Origin of the sequence: Pseudomonas putida, from assembly GCA_029953615.1 — a bacterium.
Classification (GTDB): domain Bacteria; phylum Pseudomonadota; class Gammaproteobacteria; order Pseudomonadales; family Pseudomonadaceae; genus Aquipseudomonas.
This window is the reverse complement of record CP124529.1, coordinates 5,712,185-5,729,901: the sequence shown is the minus strand read 5'-3', so window position 1 is coordinate 5,729,901 and position 17,717 is coordinate 5,712,185. Positions and strand designations below refer to the sequence as shown.

The following is a 17,717-nucleotide window of genomic DNA, read 5'->3' as shown; positions in this document are numbered from 1 at the left end:
GTGAGGAGAACAGGGTGAAACGACCGGCGTCGGACAAGAAAAGCGCTCGGCACCGACAGCGCGCGGTGTGGCTGCTGCTGGCCCTGCTGCTGGGCTACCTGTTCATCTGGCCATTCAGCGCCATCGCCGCGCTGGCCCTGGCATGGCTTGGGCAAGCGCCAAGTGAGGCGGTACTGAGCAGTTCGATTGGCTCCTTCGTGCTCTACCCGGCACTGGTGCTCTGGTTGTTGTGTGCCCGTCTGGCGGTGCGCAACGCCCTTTGGCTGGCCTGCGTGTCGCTGGCGCTGCTGGCCCTGCTGCATGTGCTGGCGGGTGCCGGGTGATGTTCGACGGTGTCCGCCAGGCCATGCTGTGGGCGCACCGGGTGCTGGGCCTGGGTTTTTCCGCATTGTTGCTGGTCGCGTTTATTTCATGGGCAGCCTTGCGTTATACGACCGCGAACTGGACAGCTGGATGTTGCCGGCGCTGCGTGTGGCGCCGGCGACCGCACCGCTGTCGCTGGACCGGCAGGTATTGCCACGGGTGGCTGGCTTGAGCGAGGGCAAGGCGCTGCTGCAGTGGTATGTTGAACTACCCGATGCACGCCGCCCACTGCTGCGTTTTCAGGCCTGGAGCGTCGAGCGCCAAGGCTTCAGCCGGTTCCTGCTACCTGGCAACGACGGTGAGATATTGGCTGCCGGTAGCCGTGGCGGTGACTTTTTCTACCGTCTTCATTACACCCTGAACATCAATGCCTGGAACCTCGGTACCCGGCTGCTGGGCCTGGCCGCGATGGTCGGGCTGATCGCGCTGGTCGCCGGGGTGTGCATCCATACGCGATTGTTTAAGGACCTGTTCACCCTGCGTGCCGACAAGGCGCCGCGGCGCTTGCTCGACCTGCACAACCTGACCGGTGTGTTCGCCTTGCCGTTCCACGCGCTGATGCTGCTGAGCGGCCTGCTGATCCTGTTCCCGCTGTACTTGCCGGCGGCCATCGATGCGCTGTATCCAGGCCAGGCCGAGCAGTTCGCGGTGCAGGCCAACGCCGCCTTCAGTCGGCCGGCGGCGGGCACGCCGGGGCCATTGGCTTCCATCGACAGTATGCTGGTCGAGGCCCGCCAGCACTGGGGCGGCGGTACGCCAGCGTTCGTCAGGGTCTGGCACCCGGGTGATGCCAATGCCTATGTAGAGGTCAGTCGCAGCCTGGCCGACCGCCTGAGCCTGGACGGCCAGACCCTGTACTTCGAGGGCGCTAGCGGGCGGCTGCTGCATGTGTCGCGGCTGCCGCCCGCTGCTGCGACCCTGGATGTGTTGGCCGGGCTGCACGTGGCGCACTTTCATCAGCCCGGCTTGCGCGCCCTGTACTTTTTCGCAGGCATCAGCGGTTGCGTGATGCTCGCCAGCGGCCTGCTGTACTGGCTGGCCAAACGCCGCCTGCAGCAGGCGGCCCGGGACAGGGGCGGGATGGCGATGACGCTGGTGTGCAGCGTGCTGATCACCGGCATGCCGCTTGCCACCTTGGCCATGCTGGTGGCGAACCGCTGCCTGCCGTCGACCTTGAGCGGGCGTGCCGACTGGGAAGTGCGGGTTTTCTTCGCCGCCTGGCTGCTCGCCGGGCTGCACGCGCTGTGGGTGATGGGCCGTTGTGCGCAGGCTCGCGCGCCCTGGGCCGCACAGTGCCTGGCGATCAGCATGCTGGCGTTGCTGGCTGTGCTGTCGAACGCCTGGAGCACAGGCGATCATCCATGGCAGGCGCTCAGCCAGGGGTTGTGGGCGGTGGCCGGTGTGGATCTGGCACTGCTAGCCAGCGCGCTGCTGGCCGGCAGCCTGAGCTGGCGCCTGCGACGAAGCGCTGCGGCTGGGCATCGGTTGGCGGAGGTCAAGGATGCCTGAATGGCTGACCAGCGGGCTTGTGCTGGGGCTGCAGACGCTGGGCCTGGCGTTGCTCGCCCTGAGCCAGGCTGGCCATTGGCAGCGGGTGATGCAGCCGCGAGCGTTTCCCGGGGTACGCGCTCTGCGATGGTGCGCACTGCTGGTATCGAGCGTGGCTTGGCTGGTGGGGTATGCCGGCCTGGGGCTGGCAATGGGAACGTTGCTCTGGGTTTTGGCCCTGGTGCCCTGTGGAATCGGCGTAAGTCTGATGTTGTGCCGAAGAGGCTAACCGCTATCTGATCAGGAACATGCTCTATGGTGATGCTGGTCAGTCCATGGTCCAGCTCCCGCTGAGCCAGTCCATTTTGGGGTTAGGGAAGGTCATTGCAAGTTCCTGTTTGAAGGGCTGGGCAATGATCATTTTTCCCATTACGCTGAAAAAAACCTCGCCATCATGTAAAGAATTTCGTCAAAGTGAAGAAAATCATACGAATCGATGATCTGCAGGTCTTCGTATCGACGGCTGCTGCGGGTAGTTTCTCCGCCGCGGCGCGCTTGCTCGACATCTCGCCCGCCTTGGCGAGCGGTGCCATTCAGCGTCTGGAAAGCACCTTGGGCGCGAGATTGTTTGTTCGCTCGACGCGTCGGTTGAGACTATCCGATGATGGCGAGCGCTACTTGCCGCACGCGCGGCAAGCCTTGGAAGCACTTGATAACGGCAAGGTAGCGTTGACCCAGGGCCGTGACGAGATCGCTGGCACTATTCGCTTGTCGATGCCATCTGATATCGGCAGGAATGTGTTGCTCCCCTGGCTTGATGAGTTTCAGCAAACGCACCCCATGGTACGCCTGCAATTGCGGGTTAGTGACCAGGTGGCCGATCTGGTGGGGGAACATCTGGACGCTAGTATCAGGTATGGACAGCTGAGTGACTCGGGCCTGGTGTCCTTGGCTCTCGCACCGATGAACCGTAGAACAGTCTGCGCCTCGCCGGCGTATCTCGCGCGTCATGGTATGCCGGAATCTCCTGAGGCGTTGAGCGGGCATAATTGCCTGAGATATGTAATGGGCGAGCAAACCTACGAGCGTTGGAGCTTCAATTTCCCACAGGGAGTGCGGACGGTTCAGGTGACAGGTGATCGAATCAGCGATGATGCCGATATTGTTCGACGGTGGGCTGTCGCCGGATTGGGGATCGTTTACAAGTCCAGGCTCGATGTTGCTGAGGACCTTCGTAGCGGTCGCCTGGTTGAGCTATTCCCGGAAAGCTATGGGCAGCCGGCACCGCTTCAGCTGGTATGTGCCCATCGCACATCGCTTACGCCGGCCATCCAGTCGCTTAGAGCCTTTCTGGCAAAACGTTTCGAAAGCTAGTCGTGGCTCAATGGCGGGGCACGGGGCACAAGCGCTGCGCTAGCGGCATGGAAGCTGCGGTCGATGCAGCCCAAGCGAATGTGCTTTTGCATGTCATTTCCTTATCAAAGCGTTGGCGCAGGCTTGGCGTCGATCTTGACGCGCATCAGGCTGTAAGGCTTCACCCGTTTGTCTTGGCCATCGTTGAAGCCAGGTGAGCGGTGCAGCTGGTTGGCAGTAAAGTACAGATACCCGTCTGGGCCGATCGACAAGGTATCCGGCCAAAGGACTCGCGAATCCTCGACCACGGTTTGCCAAGTGCCATCGGCAAGCCGTTTACGGATGGAGTTGTGCTCATAGTCCCCTGCATAGACTACACCGTTGGCATCAGCCTCAAGACCGTCGGAGGCGCCTTTTTCACCAAGGTCTACAACCGCTTGTTCAAGTTCGGCTTCGCTTGCATTGGGGTCTCGCAACAAAGCTGTTGGAACCGAATACAGGTGTCGACTCGAAAGCGGACAGAAGTACAGCGTCTTACCATCGCTCGACAGGGCGATGCCGTCCGAGGCTACGGTCAGCAGCCCTGATTTACCCTGCGCGTCGCGGGTGATGAGTGCTGGTTTCCCTTCGATGACAGGTCGGAACTCAGGGTCCACGGAAGTTGATTTGGCCCCGCTAAGGCGACGGGTTGCGGTACCGCTGGCCAGGTCCAGGACGATGATTCCGCCTGACCCTTTTATCGACGAATCGGTGACGTAAGCGGTACCTTCTTTACCTACGCGAAAATCAAAACGTACGTCGTTCACATAGGTAGTTGGCAGAATCACCTCACGCGGGAACACAACTGTTTTCACAATCTTGTTGGTGTTCAAGTCGATTGCGATCAGCTTGGCTCCACCTGCCTTGGGCTCGGAGAAGGCGGGAGCGGCTGTATCCAATACCCAGACACGCCCTTGACCGTCAGCTACGACGCTCTGCACGCTGATGAATCCGGCGGCCGGATCCTTGGCGTTTTCCACATTCGTTTTCAGGTCTGGGTAAGGAACCAAATGGCCCTGTTTGATCTCCGCCACGGTGTAGGGTACGTCATCTCCCCAACGAGGGAAGTTGATGAAGATCCGACCTGTTTCGGTGACGGTCACGCCTGTAGGCATGGCCCCATTGAAAGCGAAAACACGTTCGGGGTTGGTGCCTGTGCCCGAGGCGGTATCGGCCATGGCTATTGCACTGAGCGAGACCGCGACAGCCAGGCCAGCGGCTTGGAATAAAGCTTTCATATGCTTGTCCTTGAGCGTATCAGCGGGTTAGAAGCCTTCGAGAACGATCTTGCCTTTGGCTTTACCGCTCTCGATCAGAGCATGGGCGCGCTTCAGGTTATCTGAGCCGATTTTGCCGAAGTGTTCCCCAATGGTGGTCTGTATGACGCCGTTATCGACCAGCTCGGAAATTCTGTTCAGCAACTCATGCTGTTTGATCATGTCTGCGGTTTGATACAGAGAACGCGTGAACATCAGCTCCCAATGCAGCGAAAGCGATTTGCGCTTGAGTGGCATGACGTCCAGTTGTGCCGGGTCATCAATCAGCGCCAGTTTGCCTTGTGGGCGAAGCACTTCAACGATCTGGGGCAGGTAGGTTTCGGTATGGGTCAGGCTGATAACATAGTCGACCGGGTTGAGCTTCAGGTTCTCAAGCTGCAGCGGGATCGAGGCGGAGTGATCAATCACGTGGTGGGCGCCCAGTTCTTGTACCCAAGACTGAGTCTCTGGCCGCGACGCTGTACCGATGACGGTGAGTCGGGTGAGTTTGCGGGCCAGCTGTACCAGGATCGAGCCAACCCCACCACCAGCGCCGATGACCAGCAGGCTTTGTCCTTTACCACCGTTCTCTTGAACGCCCAGTCGATCGAACAACAGCTCCCAGGCAGTAATGGAGGTCAGCGGCAAGGCTGCGGCACTGGCATTGTCCAGGCTACGTGGCTTTTGGCCGACGATGCGCTCATCCACCAAGTGAAATTCGCTGTAGCTACCAGGGCGATCGATCGCGCCGGCGTAAAATACTTCGTCGCCAACTTTGAACAATGAAACGTCACTGCCCACTTCACGGACGATACCAACGGTATCCCAACCCAGCACTTGGACCTCTTGGCTGGTACTGCGGGCTCGCACCTTCGTATCTACCGGGTTCACCGCAATCGCCTTCACTTCGACAAGCAGATCTCGAGCACCTGGGGTGGGCTTCGGCAGGTCCGTTTCGAACAGGGAATGAGCGTTTTGGATCGGCAAACCGGCTTCTTGGAAAACTACAGCTTTCATGTGAAGTTGTCCTTTACAGGTCAGAGGGTGATGTCAGGCTAACTCCCTTCGTGAGCCTCAAAAACTAGCTAACCCGAGGAAGACTTTCGCCGTTTCGCTGAAGGTTGAGGCTATGATGCGTTTCTAACGGCATGGCGCGTTCATCACCACTTTTGTGGATCAGATCGGTGTCGACCCATGGCGGTGCGACTTCCAGAACCTTGACGCTGGTGTCGCGCAGGGCAAAACGCTGCGACAGCGAATAGGAGTGAAGCGCAGCTTTGGTCGCCGAATAGAGGGCTGTCGCGGCTAGTGGCAGATAGGCCAGTACCGAACTGTTGTTGATGATGCAGGCATCAGGTTGGCGCTTGAGATGTTCTACAAACGCTGCGCTAACACGCACTGGGCCCAGCAGGTTGGTTTGCAGCAGCCCTACAGCCTGCTCATCGTCATAATCGCCAGAGCCTGGGTTGTCGAAAGGCATGATGCCGGCATTGTTGATGAGTAAGCGTCTGGTCAATACATCTGGGCATTGCTCTCTTCCCCGTGCTGGCGCTGCTGGGGAGCCTTCACAAGTGACCAGATGTCCTAGCCTTGACACCATCGTCAGCCTTAAGTTTATGTCAAGGTAAAGCACATCATTTCACACTAGACGACCTGCACATGGCGCAGCTGTAGGGTATCGGTGCCAATGCCGAACTCAGCCCATAACCAGGGACGATTCAAGGCGAGCCTTGACCTCGATCATCGAGTCATCCATTAGTTTGATTTTTATCAATCTTTCCATTGTTTTGCTAGCTAGACTGAAAATCAACACGACGTAATAAGTCGAGGTTGTACTTCATGTACTGGTTCCGCCGTCACCGCCGACGCCTATTGCACCTTACCCTCGTGGCATGGGTGTTAACTGTGGCCGTGATGGCAATCCAGGGGTGTTTGGTGCAACCGGATCACAACGTAGCCGCGCCACACCATGCTGAGCAGTATGTGCTGGATGGTCATGCTCTCCACGCCAGTGGTTGCCTTCAGAGCTGTGAGGACACCGCCACGGCGATAAAACCTGCATTGCAGACTCCAGCATCAGACCCCATCCATTGGGCCACCCTTTTGCTGCTAACTGTGGCAGTAGTAATAATGGTGCTTAACCCTGAGGAGAAATCCTCCTTCGCCGCTCTTGCACTGAAACGCCCCGCACCGCCGGAAGGCCCAGTCCGCCTGATTTTCGTTCGTTCCAACGATTAACCCCCACTTCAGAGTGTCCGGGCATCGGTCGCTCTGTCTGGTTGCGCGCGGCTTTTTCGCGACTCAACTATTTCTGCTTATCCCTCACATTCCCTGGAGTTCATCATGCAAACGCATTCCAAATTCGTTCTAGCTGCCATCCTGGCTAGCAGTGCGTTCATAGCCTCTGCCGAGGATGCACACCACCCGGCCGACGCACCAGGCGACTCAACCGAGAGCACCGCACCAGCGTCGGCGGCCATGACTAAAGCCATGACCGATCAAATGCAGAAAATGCAGGCTGCGCATGACAAAGCAGCGGCGGCTAAAACTCCCGCCGAGCGCCAGGCGGCCATGCAAGAAGGCATGAAAACGATGAAGGACAGCATGGCCATGATGAGCAAGGAGCAAAGCGCAATGGGTTGTATGGGCATGTCTGGAGCTAAGGACGGCGGAGGCAAAGGGATGATGGACATGATGATGCAAATGATGGAGCAGCAGTCATCCATGATGGAAATGCCAATGAAAAAGTAAATGTGCAGTGGAGCTGATGCAAATTACAAAGCACAGGTGCTGGCTAGGTTAACGCAGACCGCACCCGTCTGATGTTTGGTTAAAGGCTCAACCCATGAGTATCCGGCATGGCAAGGTCGCTGACTGAGCCGACGCTGATGACTCCTTGGCAGTAGGAGGTTGACATGGATCACGAACCACAAGCGCGCGGGATGTTCTGGGCCATGGGCACTATTTACAGTTCCTTACAGCCAACTGAGTACACAACACACGTGCAGAGCACCTTACCCTATCTGCAATCAGCAACCTGCCCACTTGTGCACCTGTTTATGCCCCACGACCACGGCGACCATCAGCAAAGGCACGAACAGCAAACACACCCGGCAAGTGAGGAGCACCAACCATGAACCATACTGAATCGGCCTACGGTCTCTGGTCGCTGGTCATCATCAACTCATTAGTGTTTATCTTGTTCGCCTTCAGCTTCACCCGGCCTAAGACGAGCCGCGATTGGCGCTCCTTTGGCATGTTCTCGGCGTTCCTGATAGCCCTGTTTACCGAAATGTACGGTTTCCCGCTGACCATCTACCTGTTGATGCCCTGGCTCACTCGTAACTTCCCTGGCATCGACTTCCTCTCGCACGATGCCGGGCATTTGCTCGAAACAGTGCTGGGCTGGAAGGTCAATCCGCACTGGGGTGCATTTCACATTCTCAGCAACTTGCTGATCGCTGGCGGCTTCTGGTTGTTGGCGGCCGCGTGGCGCGTGCTCTACAAAGCCCAAGGAAGTGGGCAACTCGCGCTCGAGGGGCCCTATGCACGGATCCGTCACCCGCAGTACGTTGGCTTCGTGCTGATCATGTTTGGCTTTCTATTGCAATGGCCGACATTGATCACCCTGGTGATGTTTCCAATCCTCCTGTTCGTCTACGCCAAGCTGGCGAAGCGGGAAGAACGGGAGATGCTTGCGCACTTCGGCGATGCCTACCGCACTTATTGTGAACAGACGCCGGCGTTCCTGCCCTGGTCAACCCCCCCGCAGTCCCGACATCCCTACTGACGCGCCTCCCAGCTCAGGAAAGCAATCATGAACGCTCCCTGGAAAATTGGCATTTCTCTGGCCCTGACCATGGCCATTTCCTACACGGTCTGTGCGCTGCTCTATGCGCTATGGCCGGCGCAGGGTATCGCCTTTCTCAACGCCTTGTTCCATGGACTTGACTTCGGTCGTCTCCAAGCCCCGAAAGACTACGATGTGACGACTTTCGTCGGGCCACTGCTGGTCTTGACCGTATGGGGCGCGATAGTCGGCACCTTGTTTGCCTGGCTGTCCGGCAAGCTCCATGGCAAGTCTTGATAGCCGCTTCAGCAGGAGACAGTGATGAACGAATCACACATGCAGCACAGCCAGCACCAGGCGGCGTTTGCATCAGGGAAAATGGCGAAAGATCCGATTTGCGGGATGATGGTCGATAAGACCACCGCGTTGTCACGAGAACGTGGCGGGCGCAGCTATTACTTTTGCAGCGATACCTGCCTGCGCACCTTCGAGTCGCCAGAACGAGAACTGAAGGCGATGAAAACCCGCGTGACTATCGCCCTCACCGGTGTACTGGCCCTGGCGCTTCTGCGTGCCGGCGCCTTCATCGCGCTGGCCGCCGGTGCCACGCTACTGACTTGGGTGCCGATCCCTGCGCTTCCTTGGTTCACCTGGGGTATATGGCTTTTCCTGTTGGTCACTCCGGTGCAGTTCATCGGTGGCTGGAGTTTCTACAAGGGAGCGTGGAACGCCATTCGCACCCGTAATATCAACATGGATTTCCTGATCGCCCTCGGCACGTCGGTTGCCTATTTTTACAGTGTCGCTGTGCTGTTCTTCCCGGACGTCCTGCCGGTAAAGGTGGCCGAGCGCGACGTCTATTTCGAAGTGTCTGCGGTGATCATCGCCTTCGTACTGCTGGGTAGGTACATGGAGGAGATCGTCAAGAAAAAGTCTTCGGCTGCGGTACGGCGCTTACTTGATCTCAAACCGGCGATCGCGCATGTGATTCGTGATGGGCAAGAGGTCGACTTGCCCGCTGAAAACGTCATGGCCGGCGAGTTCCTGGTAGTGAAACCTGGCGAAAAAATCCCCACCGATGGCGATGTCAGTGAAGGTCAGTCAACGGTAGATGAGTCCATGCTGACGGGCGAGTCGATGCCGGTCGACAAACACCCGGGCAGTCCGGTGATCGGAGGTACGCTCAATGGCAGTGGTGTGCTCACTTTCAAGGCGAGCAGAATTGGTGCCGATACCGCACTGGCGCAGATCATCAAGATGGTCGAGGAGGCACAGAACAGCACGGCACAGATCCAGCGCTTGGCCGATCAGGTCACTGGCTATTTCGTGCCGGCGGTGGTGGCGATCGCGCTGCTGGCCCTGGTCGGCTGGTCTCTTGCGGGGAGTTTTCCGCAGGGGCTGTTGGCCTTTATCGCGGTTCTGATCATTTCTTGCCCCTGTGCACTGGGCGTGGCGACGCCCGCTGCGTTAATGGTCGGTGTTGGCAAGGGTGCCGATAACGGCATCCTTATTCGTGGCGGCGAAGTATTAGAGCGAGCAGAAAAACTGAGTACGGTGGTGTTTGACAAAACCGGCACTATTACCCGAGGTGAACCAAACGTAACTGATGTGATCCAGCTCGGCACAGCGTTGGAAAATGAGGTCTTGATGCTCGCCGCCGCCGTGGAGTCTGGTTCAGAACATCCGCTCGGCGCAGCGATAGTGCGCGCCGCCCGGCATCGCGGCATAAGCCTGCCGAAAGCAACCGGCATCAATGGGATTGCCGGTCACGGCATCGAAGGCAGTATCGACAGTCGAAAAATCTGGCTGGGTAACCGACGTTTATTCGCCCGCCAAGGCATTTCGACCGAGGCTGCCGAGGAGCACCTCATCAGCCTGGAAGCCGATGGCAAGACCGCTATGCTGGTCGGGGTCGACGACCGCTTGCTCGGGGTAATTGCTGTGGCCGATACCATAAAACCTGAAGCGGCTGAAGCCGTTGCGGCATTGCAGGCAAGCGGCATCAAGGTCGTGCTACTGAGCGGCGACAACCACCGTACTGCCGAAGCGGTCGCGCGGCAGGTCGGCATCGAGCGAGTGATTGCCGAGGTCTTGCCGGACGACAAGGCCGCAGTGATCCGTCAATTGCAAAGCGAAGGGCAGGTCGTGGCTATGGTTGGCGATGGTGTCAACGATGCGCCTGCCCTGGCCACCGCTGACATCGGCATCGCCATTGGCTCGGGTTCCGATGTAGCCAAGGAAACCGGCGGCATTATCCTGCTCAAGAACGACGTACGCGACGTGGTCACCGCGATCAAGCTGTCGCGCGCAACGATGGTCAAGATCAAACAAAACCTGTTCTGGGCATTCATCTACAACAGTATCGGCATTCCAATCGCGGCCTTCGGACTGCTTAATCCCATCATCGCTGCCGCCGCGATGGCACTCAGTTCCCTGTCGGTAATCGCCAATTCCGCGATGCTGAAACGTGCCCGTATCGGCTTGAGTCAGGAGGCTAAATCATGAACCGCGAAGTTTTAATTATCTGCCTCCTGGTGAGTGTTGTGGGCATCGCCACCGTGCTTTACCTGTTGGGGCTGACCGGAAAATCGTTCGTCATAGCAGCGATTTTCCTGCTGTGCCCGGTCTTGGTTGGGGTGCAACTTTTTCGCGGCGTCCGCCAATTTGATAAGGACATGGCCGAGGCTAATCGGCAACTGAAAAGAAAGAATCTGCCTTGATACTTTATGCGCCGCATTGGACACGTAAACCGATGCTCTGGCTCGCTATGCTCACACCTACGATAGCGCTTCAGCAAAATTGGAAGTGGCCTTGCGTCATGACCCTCCCTCCCGTTCCCACCAAGGAGTGCCATCATGAATCAACATAACTTGCCCCAGCACCGCACAAGGGGCACCAACTGGTACTTTTTAGGCTTCCTGGCCATTGCCGGTTATTTCCTGCTCACCGAGCACAGAGCTCACGTCCTTCCATATCTGCCATTCCTGCTACTACTGGCCTGTCCACTGATGCACTTTTTCATGCACCGTGGGCATGGGCATGGCGGACATGAACACGGTGAAAGTGGTGAACATGACAATTGCTGTGGCCATCAGCACACCAGCGCTCGCGATAGCCAAGAGGAGCACGAAGGTCTACCCGATAATCAGACGAAATATCCCGATCGCCCTGCATGACGGATTCGTCGTATATGCGTAATGCCATGAAGCTAATCGATCTTCGGTTGGCTCATGGCCTAATTTTTTGAAACGGCGCATGAGTAGAATCAGGGCAAGCGTCTTCCGAAGTCTCCCTGCTTAAGTTATGCCGTTACCCACTGATGCGGCAGCAATTGGCCAATCTCACTCGCCCGCTGCATCGGCAGCCGAGTCAGTACATCCTTCAGATACGCATACGGATCATGCCCATTCATGCGCGCCGACTGGATCAAACTGATAATCGCCGCCGCGCAGTGATCCTGCGAAGAGCCAGTTCTTGCGACCCAGCGCCCATGGCCGGATCTGGTTCTCTGCCCAATTACTCGTTTTGTCCCTGTGCTGCCTTGGTTCTGTTGCTATGGCCGATGACCAAGGTACTCAAACTGCACAAATAACGGTTGAGCCCTACCGATACTCTCAGGACCTGGATATCGCGCACGTCGTGGCTGTGACGCCGGTGCCCAATGTTTGCGAAGTTGTGCCGATGCATCTGACTTACGACGACTCCAATGGCCAGCGTCATATCATGGAGTACCGTATTATGGGGAATGGCTGTTCTAACAACTGATGCGCCGCCCATACTCCAAGAAGCTGTTCCGTCATATGTGCTCTGCACGATCCTTGCTGGAGCCTTCGCCCTTCCGGAACCAAGTCATACCCTCGCACAGCTTTATCGATCACTCCTCGGTGGCGGTCCTGACTCGATCCGCGATCGAGAACTATCTGGTCATGACGTGGCAACCCTTGGCATATCGGCTCGCTACAGCTGGCCAGCGTGGGTGCTGGCGCTTGCTGTTGCGTATGCCTACACTCCAAAAGCCTTATGCAGACGGGGCGAAAAGGTCATGAAAAGAGCCTTCACAAGGGCTATGTCGAGTTGCCTCGTGATCACTTACCTGGCAGCAGTTGCATTTTGAACGCGAAACCGCGCTTGCGGGCATGGTTTGCGCTGGGTATTTCAGGTGTGCAAACTTGTCAACGTTATTGCTGCTTAACCTGAAGGGAAATAACAGGGATGTCCAAAGCACTCTTTACTGTGGGGCCCGTGCTGTCCTTTCGAGGCGTCAGCAAAACCGGGCAATGGCAAGTGACCGCATTGGTCGGGGTTGTCAGTGGTTCTGCATTCCCTGCGTTTTCCGTTGAAGGGCGGGCTTGTCCAGCACCGAAAGTTTTACTGGACCGCCCGAAGGAAACCATCCTCCGATATGACCTGAGCTGTGATCTGCAGGAGCAGGAGCGAACGGTTCAGTTTGGTATGGGAGGTGGCGGGCCGCAATGGCAGTTCTCCGTTCCCGGTCGAGACTACGCCCCGAGAATGGCCTACGTCTCTTGCAATGGCTTTTCCGACCCCAGTGGAATGCGCAAGTTGGTACGCCCTGAAAACGCCGTCTGGGCCGACCTGATCAGCAACCATGACAGTGAGTTGCGGGCTGCCGGTTACGTGCTGGACAAGGAGCAGCTATGGCACGAAGGACGAATCCACGACAAGGGGTTGAAGCGCTTCCAGTTACTGCTGATGGGAGGCGACCAGATTTACTTCGACTCGATCTGGGAAGATTTAAAGGCGCTCAAGAGATGGGTTGGGCTGTCGCGCAAGGAGCAGCTGGCGTTCAAGGTGAGCGTGGCGTTGGAGAAGGAGATCGAAGCTTACTATTTCGGCCTGTATGCCCAGCGTTGGCTACCTGATACACGGCGTGACTGGGGCCATGCCAGGCCGAATCTGGATGCAGCGGATGCGATGGCGAGAATTCCAACGGTGATGATGTGGGATGACCACGATATCTTCGACGGTTGGGGGTCATACAGCCCAGCCATGCAGCATTGTGAGTTGTTCCAGGTGTTGATGCGCCATGCCCGCAAGGCGTTCTGGGTGTTCCAGTTGCAGCATGCGCTTGATGATTTGCCGCAGCAGGAACTGCTCCAGCGCGCGAACGTCTCCCAGCAGGATCCACAGTATGAGCCGGTGCAATGGAGCGCACGATTGAAAGGAGACCGACTGGCCTTGCCGCTTCTGGATGGCCAACCGGGCTTCAGTTTCGGCTATCACATGGGGCCGGTATCGCTGTTTGTTGCCGATTTGCGCACTGAGCGTTCACGCACCCAGGTGATGGGCCCCAATACCTGGACCGCCATGCAGGCTTGGCTGCGCACGCTGCGTGACGGCAAACCCGCCCATCCCGGAAGCAAATGTCAGCACTTGATCTTCATGTCCTCGGTACCGGTCGCGCACCCCAAATTGTCACTGGCTGAAGGATTGCTCGATACGTTTGGTCAGGATCATGTGCTCGACAGCAATGCGGATGACCTCAAGGATCATTGGTCGCACGGGGACCACGAGGGCGAGCGCAAGCGACTCCTGGAGTCGCTGACCCATATTGCCGAGCAGAGAATGCTGCGGGTATCCATTGCCTCCGGAGACGTGCATGTGGCGGCGTGGGGCAGTTGCTATCGTCGGGATATTCCGCCGACATCGAACTGGGCGCAGATTCAGCAATTCACTTCGTCAGGCGTGGTGCATCCGTCGTTGGTTGGCGTGGCCGAGCGGCTGTTTCTGCAGTTGCTGAACCAAACCGCAAGCAACGTCCAATCCATCGATGTGCAGCACTGTGTCGAGATGATGTTGTTTCCAGGGTTCAACCGGTACGTGATGCCGGCTCGGAACTGGTTGGCATTGGAGCTGGACATGGGGGGCGAGGCAGGATGCAAGCTCTGGGCAACCTGGCGTTGTGAAACCGAGGCTGGCTTTTCCAATCACCTGCAAGCGGTGCAACCGGCCCGGAAATAGCGCACAGCGAGGATTGCTGTAGCGTGTTTTGAAAGGCTGCTTCGGGCTTGCCCCATTCGCTACTCGCCGCAGCAATCAGCGCATCCCAGTCATCAAGAGGGTTACCGCAGCCCAGCATTTTCTCGAATCCGGCATATGGATCGGATTGTTGCCTGCGTACCGTAGGGTATTTTCGTCGTTAACCCCGCGCTGGCACGGGTTAGCTGTCGATCATCTGCGCCGCTTGCTGGGTTGCCTGACTTGTACGGGTCGCGAGCTTGCGCACCTCGTCCGCCACTACTGCAAAACCGCGCCCGGCTTCGCCCGCACGCGCCGCTTCGATGGCGGCGTTCAAGGCCAGCAGGTTGGTTTGGCTGGCGATGCCCTGGATGGTGGCGACGATGTGGGTGAGTTTTCCGAGGGTCTCCTGCATCAGCTGGTGTTGTTGCGTCTGTGCCTCGCGGATGGTGCTTTCTTCATGACGGGCATGGATATCAGTTATAGCCCCTACTACCCGCAACGGCGTGCCATCCTGACCACGGCGGGTTTGCCCGCGGCCGCGGAACCAGCGGTAGACGCCACTTTGGTGGCGAAGCCGATACTCGACATCGAACGGGGTGTTGCCACTGCGATCGTCAACATGGGCGACAAATGCTGCGATGGCGCGAGCGCTGTCGTCTGGGTGCAGGCGTGAGGTCCAGCTTTCCAGGGTGTTGGGGAATTCCTCGACGGTGCTGCAACCGAGCAGCCTGCGCATCTGCGACGACCACCAGATCGTATTGCTCGGGTTGGCCGGATCACCGGCCACTACCTCGATATCCCACAGGCCATCGTGGAGCATCTCGCGGGAGATGTCGAAACGTTCGGCAACCAGCTCCAGCTGCTGTATATGCAACTGTTGCTCGTGGATGTCCCGCAGGGTGCCCGCCGTGGCGATGGAAACGCCGTTGGCGTCACGCAGCGAACTGCCGCTGACCCGACACCAGCGGTAATCGCCACCGGCGGTGAATTTCATGCGCAGGTCCAGCACAAACGGCGTGCGCCCACTGCGGTCGGCGAGGTGCCGGGCCAGGGCTTGCTGGTGGGCATGGCGATCAGCCGGATGCAGCTGTTCGTGCCACTGGCCCAGCTCAGACAGATGCGGTGCCTGGATCGGGCCCGAGCCCGTCCACTCCATCGAGCAGCCCGGTGCAGGCGTGCCTGTGGCGTTCAAATGCAGTTGCCAGAACAGCTCATCGGCACCTTCGGTGATCAGCGTCCAGCGTGCTTGCAACTGCTGCATATGTTCGTCGCGCTCAGCCAGGCGCTGTTCCAGTTGGCTCACCTGCGAGGCGAGTTCGTAAGCCTGCTCCTTGAACGTGCGCCGCTCCTGCAGCAGCTGCTCGACGCCGGTGAGGATGCGCCGCAGCAGTGGGTTGCGCGACGATAACGGTGCGCCCGGCTGGTCGGGCTGATCGAGGCGGTCGGCGAGTGGGGCCAGTACCCGGCGGCTGGTGCGATTGAAAAACAACATGCTACATCTCCAACTGGATAGCGGCAGCAGCCGGTAATGGCTGCGCCTGGCTGGCTGACAAGGCGAGGCTGTCAAAGGCGTTCGCCCAGGGCAGTGCTGGCCAGCCGGACGGGCCGGTAGCGATTTCGTCTGCGCTCAACAGGCAGTGGTCGAGCTCGCGTTGTAACGTCGCGGTGTCCAGGTCCTGGCCAATGAACACCAGTTCTTGCCGGCAATCGCCGACGATGCTGTCCCACTTGGCCATGATCCCCTGCAGGCGGTACTTGTCCTGCGGCCACTGCGACGGGTCGATGAAGTTCCACCAGTGGCCAACGTAGTCCCACTGGAACTGCTTGCCGCTGTGCACCAGCAGGCCGATTTCGCGGTGACGGCTGGCGAGCCAGAAGTAACCTTTGCTGCGCAGCAGGCGGCCATTGCTCCAGGGGCGGGAGAGAAATTCGAGCAAGCGTTGCGGGTGAAACGGGGCGCGTTCGCGGTAGACCCATGAGACCACGCCGTAGGTGTCCGACTCGGCGGCCGGGGTGTCATGGGCCTCCATCTGCTTCATCCAACCGGGCGCGGCGGCCAGGCTGGGCAGGTCGAACAATTGGGTGCCGAGGATTCTCGACGGTTCAACATTGCCGGCGACCATCGGCAGGATTTGCGCGCCAGGATTGAGCCCGGCCAGCACCGCCCGCACTGTCTGGTATTGCGCGTCGTCGATCAGGTCGCACTTGTTCACTAGAATCACGTTGGCGTACTCGACCTGCTCGATCAGCAGGTCAGCCAACGGGCGGCGGGGCGCAGCAGCGTCGGCACGCTCGACGGTTTCCGATGAGTCGAGCAGGGCCTGAAACTGGCTGGCATCGACCACCGTGACCAAGGTATCCAGCCTCGCCAGTTCGCTGAGGCTGAAACCCTCGGTGTCGAGAAAGGCAAAAGTCTCGGCGACCGGCATCGGTTCGGAGATGCCGGTGGACTCGATCAGCAGATAATCAAACCGCTGCTGGCGCGCCAGCGCGCTGATCTGCTCGAGCAGGTCGGCGCGCAGGGTACAGCAGATGCAGCCGTTGCTCATCTCGATCAACTCGTCCTGGCCACGATGCAGCGTTACATCACGCTGCACCTCAGCGGCATCAATGTTGACCTCGCTCATGTCGTTGACGATCACCGCCACTTTCAAGCCTTGGCGGTTGCGCAGGATATGGTTGAGCAGGGTGGTCTTGCCTGCGCCGAGGAAGCCGGAAAGGACCGTCACCGGCAGTCGGCCTGCCTGGGCGCCGGCAGTCATGTGCGCACCGCTCGCGGGCTGTCGACTTTGTCCAGGTAGCTTTCGAACAGGTCGACTACCACCAGCCCATCGTCGGCGGCATCGCCCCACAGGTCCTTTACGCGGAACTCGACATGGTAGGTCGGTTGATGCGCCGCGCTGCGGTCCCCGTGGCCAATCGCATCCGGGAACGGCCACTGCTCAGTGGTGCGGTGCAGTACCACGCCCTGCTTGCCGCGCACGTAGGCTGGCATGCGCACATGCCCGGCGACGTATTCATCACGCACGACGACCCGGTCGCCTACTTCAAACGGCGGGCGCCCGGTGATCGCTTCACGACCCTGGGCATGGGCCGGGTTGGCCAGCTTGAAGTGCGAGCCAAGGGCCTCATCCAGTTCGGCCTGGGTGATGACGCCGGTCTCGACCAGCAGGGTGGCGGTGGCAATGACATAGCGCTCATAGTACTCGGTGCCTACATGCTGGCGCACATCGATGCGCTCCACGGCGTGACGGATTTCGTCGACGCTGAACTTGCCCATGTGGTCGGCGCCAATGAACATCAGGCTGTAGGCCAGGTGCTCCCAGTCCTGCTTGAAGACTTGTTTGTAGCTGAGGCTGTTGATGCGGTGGGGCACTTTGCCAAAGCCCTGGAAACCGCCGAGATCGTGAAAACCATCCATTTTGAACACTCCGCAAGGGTAGGGG

General features: G+C 58.7%; 17 protein-coding genes and 3 pseudogenes. 12 read left to right on the top strand and 8 right to left on the bottom strand.

From position 1 onward, the window contains the following. The first annotated feature begins 14 nt into the window (after nucleotides 1–14). From QIY50_26400 to QIY50_26385, 4 genes are all read left to right on the top strand, one after another. A complete protein-coding gene (locus QIY50_26400; GenBank protein WGV20719.1) occupies nucleotides 15–323 on the top strand; it encodes a hypothetical protein in 309 nt (102 codons plus the stop codon). Nucleotides 324–411: 88 nt separating this feature from the next. Then, nucleotides 412–1,872, top strand: coding sequence for a PepSY-associated TM helix domain-containing protein (locus QIY50_26395; protein WGV20718.1), 1,461 nt, complete (start codon nucleotides 412–414; stop codon nucleotides 1,870–1,872). Then, on the top strand, nucleotides 1,865–2,140 hold the full coding sequence (locus tag QIY50_26390; GenBank protein ID WGV20717.1) for a hypothetical protein: 276 nt from the start codon (nucleotides 1,865–1,867) through the stop codon (nucleotides 2,138–2,140). The genes QIY50_26395 and QIY50_26390 overlap by 8 nt, the downstream gene beginning before the upstream one ends. A gap of 185 nt (nucleotides 2,141–2,325) precedes the next feature. After that, entirely contained in the window at nucleotides 2,326–3,225 is a 900-nt protein-coding gene (locus QIY50_26385) for a LysR substrate-binding domain-containing protein (GenBank protein ID WGV20716.1), read from the top strand. A gap of 104 nt (nucleotides 3,226–3,329) precedes the next feature. On the opposite strand, the gene QIY50_26380 is transcribed toward QIY50_26385, so the two are convergent. The 3 genes from QIY50_26380 to QIY50_26370 all read right to left on the bottom strand — a co-directional run bounded on the left by QIY50_26380 (nucleotide 3,330) and on the right by QIY50_26370 (nucleotide 5,979). Then, a complete protein-coding gene (locus QIY50_26380; protein ID WGV23124.1) occupies nucleotides 3,330–4,421 on the bottom strand; it encodes an L-dopachrome tautomerase-related protein in 1,092 nt (363 codons plus the stop codon). Between the two features lie 87 nt (nucleotides 4,422–4,508). After that, nucleotides 4,509–5,516 carry a zinc-binding alcohol dehydrogenase family protein gene (locus tag QIY50_26375; GenBank protein WGV20715.1) on the bottom strand — a complete coding sequence of 336 codons (1,008 nt, stop codon included), beginning with the start codon at nucleotides 5,514–5,516 and terminating at the stop codon, nucleotides 4,509–4,511. Between the two features lie 64 nt (nucleotides 5,517–5,580). Next, the gene (locus QIY50_26370; GenBank protein WGV20714.1) at nucleotides 5,581–5,979 is read right to left on the bottom strand and encodes an SDR family NAD(P)-dependent oxidoreductase; all 399 of its coding nucleotides are present in this window, start codon (nucleotides 5,977–5,979) and stop codon (nucleotides 5,581–5,583) included. Between the two features lie 863 nt (nucleotides 5,980–6,842). Between QIY50_26370 and QIY50_26365 the strand changes: the two genes are divergently transcribed. From QIY50_26365 to QIY50_26340, 6 genes are all read left to right on the top strand, one after another. Next, entirely contained in the window at nucleotides 6,843–7,250 is a 408-nt protein-coding gene (locus QIY50_26365; protein ID WGV20713.1) for a hypothetical protein, read from the top strand. Nucleotides 7,251–7,632: 382 nt separating this feature from the next. Next, complete coding sequence (locus tag QIY50_26360) at nucleotides 7,633–8,289, top strand: isoprenylcysteine carboxylmethyltransferase family protein (GenBank protein WGV20712.1); 657 nt, start codon at nucleotides 7,633–7,635, stop codon at nucleotides 8,287–8,289. A gap of 27 nt (nucleotides 8,290–8,316) precedes the next feature. Continuing rightward, nucleotides 8,317–8,586, top strand: a complete 270-nt coding sequence (locus tag QIY50_26355) for a DUF5676 family membrane protein (GenBank protein ID WGV20711.1) — start codon at nucleotides 8,317–8,319, stop codon at nucleotides 8,584–8,586. 24 nt (nucleotides 8,587–8,610) lie between these two features. Beyond that, a complete protein-coding gene (locus tag QIY50_26350; protein WGV20710.1) occupies nucleotides 8,611–10,794 on the top strand; it encodes a heavy metal translocating P-type ATPase in 2,184 nt (727 codons plus the stop codon). Then, nucleotides 10,791–11,009 carry a hypothetical protein gene (locus QIY50_26345; protein ID WGV20709.1) on the top strand — a complete coding sequence of 73 codons (219 nt, stop codon included), beginning with the start codon at nucleotides 10,791–10,793 and terminating at the stop codon, nucleotides 11,007–11,009. Before QIY50_26350 ends, QIY50_26345 begins: the two co-directional genes overlap by 4 nt. Nucleotides 11,010–11,144: 135 nt before the next feature. Continuing rightward, the gene (locus tag QIY50_26340) at nucleotides 11,145–11,465 is read left to right on the top strand and encodes a DUF2933 domain-containing protein (protein WGV20708.1); all 321 of its coding nucleotides are present in this window, start codon (nucleotides 11,145–11,147) and stop codon (nucleotides 11,463–11,465) included. 125 nt (nucleotides 11,466–11,590) lie between these two features. Here QIY50_26340 and QIY50_26335 read toward each other — a convergent pair. Beyond that, nucleotides 11,591–11,810, bottom strand: a pseudogene (locus QIY50_26335) (transposase domain-containing protein). A gap of 34 nt (nucleotides 11,811–11,844) precedes the next feature. On the opposite strand from QIY50_26335, the gene QIY50_26330 reads away from it, so the two are divergent. Beyond that, nucleotides 11,845–12,054, top strand: coding sequence for a DUF2790 domain-containing protein (locus QIY50_26330; GenBank protein WGV23123.1), 210 nt, complete (start codon nucleotides 11,845–11,847; stop codon nucleotides 12,052–12,054). A gap of 447 nt (nucleotides 12,055–12,501) precedes the next feature. Further along, complete coding sequence (locus QIY50_26325; protein ID WGV20707.1) at nucleotides 12,502–14,271, top strand: alkaline phosphatase family protein; 1,770 nt, start codon at nucleotides 12,502–12,504, stop codon at nucleotides 14,269–14,271. A gap of 40 nt (nucleotides 14,272–14,311) precedes the next feature. Here the strand turns inward: QIY50_26325 and QIY50_26320 are convergent. The 4 genes and pseudogenes from QIY50_26320 to nthB form a co-directional block, all read right to left on the bottom strand. Then, a pseudogene (locus QIY50_26320) lies at nucleotides 14,312–14,454 on the bottom strand (type II toxin-antitoxin system YhaV family toxin). Continuing rightward, a pseudogene (locus QIY50_26315) lies at nucleotides 14,454–15,763 on the bottom strand (PAS domain-containing protein). Before QIY50_26315 ends, QIY50_26320 begins: the two co-directional pseudogenes overlap by 1 nt. 1 nt (nucleotide 15,764) lies before the next feature. Then, nucleotides 15,765–17,033 (bottom strand): GTP-binding protein, encoded by a 1,269-nt coding sequence (locus tag QIY50_26310; protein WGV20706.1) that lies wholly within the window; start codon nucleotides 17,031–17,033, stop codon nucleotides 15,765–15,767. Next, a complete protein-coding gene (gene nthB / locus QIY50_26305) occupies nucleotides 17,030–17,692 on the bottom strand; it encodes a nitrile hydratase subunit beta (GenBank protein ID WGV20705.1) in 663 nt (220 codons plus the stop codon). Before nthB ends, QIY50_26310 begins: the two co-directional genes overlap by 4 nt. Nucleotides 17,693–17,717 lie beyond the last annotated feature (25 nt).